Genomic DNA, 5018 nt, shown 5'->3' on the forward strand with positions numbered 1-5018 from the left:
CCTTGAAGTCGTCGAACGCCGTCTGGCCCCAGCGCAGGAACTGGTAGCGCTCGACGTTGCGCTCGTACTCCAGCGCGACGTTGCGCTCGAAGGCGTCGCGGCGGCCCGCGACGTCGATCTGCACCGAGTGGTCGATGACCAGCTCCGCGGGGGCCAGCGGGTTGATCCGCGCGGGGTCGCCGCCCAGCTCGGCCACGGCCTCGCGCATCGTGGCCAGGTCCACGATGCAGGGCACGCCGGTGAAGTCCTGCATGACGACGCGGCCGGGGGTGAACTGGATCTCCGTGTCGGGCTCCGCCGCCGGGTCCCAGCCGGCGAGCGCGCGCACGTGGTCGGCGGTGATGTTGGCGCCGTCCTCGGTGCGCAGCAGGTTCTCGGCGAGCACCTTGAGGCTGTAGGGCAGCCGCTCCAGCCCCGGCACCGCGCTGAGCCGGTAGATCTCGTAGGAGGCCGCGCCGACCTCGAGCGCGCCCTGGGACCCGAACGTGTTGATGCTGCTCACAGCTGCTCCTCCGGTGTGTCGGCGCTGGTCGCCCGAGGGCGGTGCGGGTGCCCGCCGAGCCCTGCGTCGGGGCTCAGGCTATCGATCCCCGAGCCGCAATGTATCTTGATATCAAGATACATCATGGGTGGCGGCTCAGCCGCGGTCGAGCACCGCCACGCACTCGATGTGGTGGGTCATGGGGAACAGGTCGACGGCCCGCAGCCCGGTGAGCGCGTAGCCGGCCGCGGCGAACGTCGCCACGTCCCGCGCGAGCGCCGCCGGGTCGCACGCGACGTAGACCACGCGCTCGGGTGCCCGCGCCACGACCTGCTCGACGACGGCGCGCCCCGCACCGACGCGGGGCGGGTCCAGCACCACGACGTCGGCGCGCGGCACGGGGCCGGCGCGCAGCACCTCCAGCACCCCACCGAGGTGCAGCTCGACCTGCGCGTGGTCGTGCACGTTGCGCCGGGCGTCGCGCAGCGCCCGCTCGTCACCCTCGACGGCGACGACACGGCCAGAGGTCCCCACCGCCTCCGCCAGCGGCACGCTGAACAGGCCGGCCCCGGCGTACAGGTCGAGCACCGTCGCGCCCTCGCGCGCGCCGACGGCGTCCACCACCGCGCCGGCGAGCACGGCGGGCGCGGCCCGGTGCACCTGCCAGAACCCGTCCGCGGCGACGCGCCACGTGTGCTCGCGCCCCGCGACCACGGCCGTCTCGCGCACCGAGGTCCGCGCGTTGGGGCGGCGGTCGACGCCGTGCGCGGTCCACGGCAGGCCGTCCACCAGCACGAGCGGTGCGTCCGCCCCCGCAGGCGCCACGGCCGTGATCCGCGCACCGGGCGTCCAGCGCCGGTCGAACAGGCCCAGGTCCGCGATCGACGCGACGGCCAGCGGCATGGACGTCAGGGCCACCACCTCGTGCGAGCGGTGGCGGAGCATGCCGGCCCGGCCCTGCGCGTCCGCGACCAGCTCGATCCGGGTGCGCCAGCCCAGGCCGTCGGTCTCCCCCGGTGCGGCCTCGACGTCGACGGGGCGCTCGTCGTGGGCGAGGCGGCGCAGCTGCTCGGCCACCACGGCGGCCTTCCAGGCACGCTGCGCCGGCAGGGCGACGTGCGCCAGCTCCCCACCACCCACGCCGCCGGGGCCGGCCGCGGGCCAGGCGCTGGGCACGCGGTCGGGGCTCGCCTCGAGCACCTCGACCGCGTCGGCGCGCCAGAACGACGCCGTCTGCCCCGCCTCGGTGAACCGCACCAGCACGCGCTCACCCGGCAGCGTGTGCCGCACGAAGACCACACGGCCCTCGTGCCGGGCGACGCAGTGGCCGCCGTGGGCCACCGGACCGATCTCCAGGACGGCGTCGGGCGGCAGGTCGGCGCGCGCGGCCCGGGTGGGTGCCCGGCGCGCCCCGGCACCGCCGGGGGTGCGGCGCCTCACGCGTCGTCGCCCTGCCGGTGGGCGACCTCGACGGAGGACTCCAGCTGCCACGGCACGGAGGCGACGACCACGCCGCGCGTGTAGAGCAGCCGGCTCTTGAGCCGCAGCGCGCTCTGGTTGTGCAGCACGTGCTCCCACCAGTGCCCCACGACGTACTCGGGGATGTAGACGACGACGAGGTCGCGCGGGCTCTCCCGGCGGATCGAGCGCACGTAGTCGACGATCGGCCGCGTGATCTCGCGGTAGGGCGAGTCGAGGATCTTCAGCGGCACGGGCAGCTCGAGCGCGTCCCAGTCCGCGCGCATCCGGGGGATGTCCTCCGGGTCAACGGCCACCGTGACGGCCTCGAGGACGGACGGCCGCGACGCCCGCGCGTAGGCCAGGGCACGCATGGTCGGCTTGTGCAGGCGCGAGAAGAGCACGATCGCGTGCACGCGGCTCGGCAGCGAGCGCGCGGCGCTGATGTCGGGGCCGAGCGCGAGCTCGTCGCGCACGGAGTCGTAGTGCCTGCGCACGGCCTGCATCACCGCGAAGATCACGGCCATCGCGAGGATCGCGATCCACGCCCCGCGGCTGAACTTGGTGATGAGCACGACGACGAGCACCGTGCCCGTCAGCCCGAGGCCGATCCCGTTGATGGTCCGCGACCGCACCATCCGCGAGCGCGCGGCCGGGTCGGGCTCGGTGCGCAGGTGCCGGTTCCAGTGCTTGACCATGCCCAGCTGGCTGAGGGTGAACGAGACGAACACGCCCACGATGTACAGCTGGATGAGGCGCGTGACCTGGGCGTCGAACGCCCAGATGAGCACGATCGCCCCGCCGGCCAGGGCGACGATGCCGTTGGAGAAGGCGAGCCGGTCGCCGCGCGTGTGGAGCTGGCGGGGCAGGTAGCCGTCCCGGGCGAGGATCGAGCCCAGCACCGGGAACCCGTTGAACGCTGTGTTGGCCGCGAGCACGAGGATGAGGCCGGTGACGGCGGAGAGCAGGTAGAACGCCGGCGGGAAGCCCTGGAACACCGCGGCGGCCAGCTGGCCGAGCACCGGGTTCTGCACGTAGTCCTCGCCCACCGGCACGCCGTCCAGGGTCAGCTGCTCCGCGGGGATCTCCGCGAAGTGGACGTTGGTGACCTTGGCCAGCAGCAGGATCGACATCATGAAGGTCACCGACAGCCCGCCGAGCAGCGCCAGCGTCGTCGCGGCGTTCTTGCTCTTCGGCTTGCGGAAGGCCGGCACGCCGTTGCTGATCGCCTCGACGCCGGTCAGCGCCGCGCAGCCGGACGCGAAGGCGCGCAGCACGAGGAACGCCCCGGCCAGGCCCATGAGCCCCTGCTCGAAGCCGTCCTCCGGGAGCACGTCGAGCACGGCGCTCTCGGCCATGGGCAGCGACCCCGTGGCGAAGCGGACGAACCCGACCACCGCCATGGACCCGACACCGAGCATGAACAGGTACGTGGGGATCGCGAAGAGGGTGCCCGACTCCTTGACGCCGCGCAGGTTGAGCAGCGTGAGCAGCACGACGAGCCCGATGGCGAACGACACCTCGTGGCCGCGCAGCGCGGGCAGCGCCGTCGCCGCGTACTGGGCTCCCGAGGAGATCGACACGGCCACCGTGAGCACGTAGTCGACGAGCAGCGCGCTGGCCACCGCGACACCGGCCCGCGGGCCGAGGTTGGTGGTCGCGACCTCGTAGTCACCGCCGCCCGAGGGGTAGGCGTGCACGTTCTGGCGGTACGACGTCACGACGACGACGAGGACGACGACGACGGCCAGGCCCACCCACGGCGAGATGATCGCGGCTCCGAGCCCGGCGATCGTCAGGGTGAGCAGGATCTCGTCTGGGGCGTAGGCCACCGACGAGAGGGCGTCCGAGGCGAAGACCGGCAGGGCGATCCGCTTCGGCAGGAGCGTGTGGCCGAGGTTGTCGCTGCGGACCGGACGGCCCACGAGCAGACGTTTCGCCGCATCTACGATGTCCGACACGAGAGCCCATGCTAGGCCCGTGAGCGCCCGGTGGATCCCCCCGTCCCACGCCCGCCCGCTGTGGGTCCCCTGCGCGGCGCGCTGACGGTATAGCGTCTGCGGTTGTGCACTTCGTCATCATGGGTTGCGGCCGCGTGGGCGCCACGCTGGCCCAGTCCCTCGAGAGCCGCGGCCACTCCGTCGCCGTCATCGACCAGAACCCGGACGCGTTCCGACGGCTGGACGCCTCGTTCACCGGCAAGAAGGTCACCGGGCTCGGGTTCGACCGGCAGACCCTGGTGCAGGCGGGCGTCGAGGACGCCCACGCGTTCGCCGCCGTCTCCGACGGGGACAACTCCAACATCCTCGCCGCACGGGTGGTGCGCGAGACGTACGGCGTGAACAACGTCGTGGCCAGGATCTACGACCCGCACCGCGCCGAGATCTACCAGCGGCTTGGAATCCCCACGGTCGCGACGGTCCGCTGGACGGCAGACCAGGTGCTGCGCCGCATGCTCCCGATGGGCGCGACCGACGAGTACCGGGACGCCTCGGGGCAGATCATCATGGCCCAGGTGGACGTGCACCCCGGCTGGATCGGCCGGCTGACGGTGCGGCTCGAAGAGGCCACCGGGGCGCGGGTCGCGTACCTCACGCGCTACGGCGACGGTGTGCTGCCGGGTCCCGACACCGTGCTCCAGGAGAACGACGTCGTGCACGTCCTCGTCCAGGCGATCGACCTGCCGAAGGTCGAGCGCATCCTCACCCACGTGCCCCCGGAGGCCGACTGATGCGCGTCGTCATCGCCGGAGCCGGCTCGGTGGGCCGCTCCATCGCCAACGAGCTGCTGACCGCCGACCACGAGGTCACCCTCATCGACAAGCAGCCGTCCGCCATGCGGGTGGCGTCGGTCGCGGACGCGGACTGGATCCTCGCCGACGCGTGCGAGCTGTCGACGCTGTCCCAGGCCAAGGCCGAGGAGTGCGACGTCATCGTCGCCGCGACCGGTGACGACAAGGCCAACCTCGTCATCTCGCTGCTGGCCAAGACGGAGTTCGGCGTGCCGCGCACCGTCGCCCGCGTGAACAACCCCAAGAACGAGTGGATGTTCGACGAGGCCTGGGGCGTCGACGTCGCGG

5 protein-coding genes are annotated in these 5018 nt (G+C 72.8%); 2 read left to right on the top strand and 3 right to left on the bottom strand.

Going from position 1 to position 5018, the window contains the following annotated elements; genetic code table 11:
- The 3 genes from PKY62_RS11940 to PKY62_RS11950 all read right to left on the bottom strand — a co-directional run.
- On the bottom strand, window positions 1-502 hold a 502-nt coding region (locus tag PKY62_RS11940), incomplete at its 3' end, for an aconitase family protein (protein WP_324537245.1).
- Window positions 503-637: 135 nt separating this feature from the next.
- Complete coding sequence (locus PKY62_RS11945) at window positions 638-1921, bottom strand: class I SAM-dependent RNA methyltransferase (RefSeq protein WP_502875841.1); 1284 nt, start codon at window positions 1919-1921, stop codon at window positions 638-640.
- A complete protein-coding gene (locus PKY62_RS11950; RefSeq protein WP_324537247.1) occupies window positions 1918-3900 on the bottom strand; it encodes an APC family permease in 1983 nt (660 codons plus the stop codon). The genes PKY62_RS11945 and PKY62_RS11950 overlap by 4 nt, the downstream gene beginning before the upstream one ends.
- Before the next feature lie 119 nt (window positions 3901-4019).
- On the opposite strand from PKY62_RS11950, the gene PKY62_RS11955 reads away from it, so the two are divergent.
- Together PKY62_RS11955 and PKY62_RS11960 are read left to right on the top strand one after the other, a co-directional pair.
- Entirely contained in the window at window positions 4020-4670 is a 651-nt protein-coding gene (locus tag PKY62_RS11955; RefSeq protein ID WP_324537253.1) for a potassium channel family protein, read from the top strand.
- Window positions 4670-5018 (top strand): potassium channel family protein (locus PKY62_RS11960; protein ID WP_324537249.1); only part of this gene is annotated, 349 nt, incomplete at its 3' end. The genes PKY62_RS11955 and PKY62_RS11960, both read left to right, overlap by 1 nt.

Source organism: Actinotalea sp., from assembly GCF_035443605.1.
In the GTDB taxonomy this organism is placed as follows: domain Bacteria; phylum Actinomycetota; class Actinomycetes; order Actinomycetales; family Cellulomonadaceae; genus Actinotalea.

Coding starts and splice junctions, on each gene's coding strand:
- PKY62_RS11955 (WP_324537253.1), top strand. CDS start 4,020: ATGGGTTGCGGCCGCGTGGGCGCCACGCTGGCCCAGTCCCTCGAGAGC.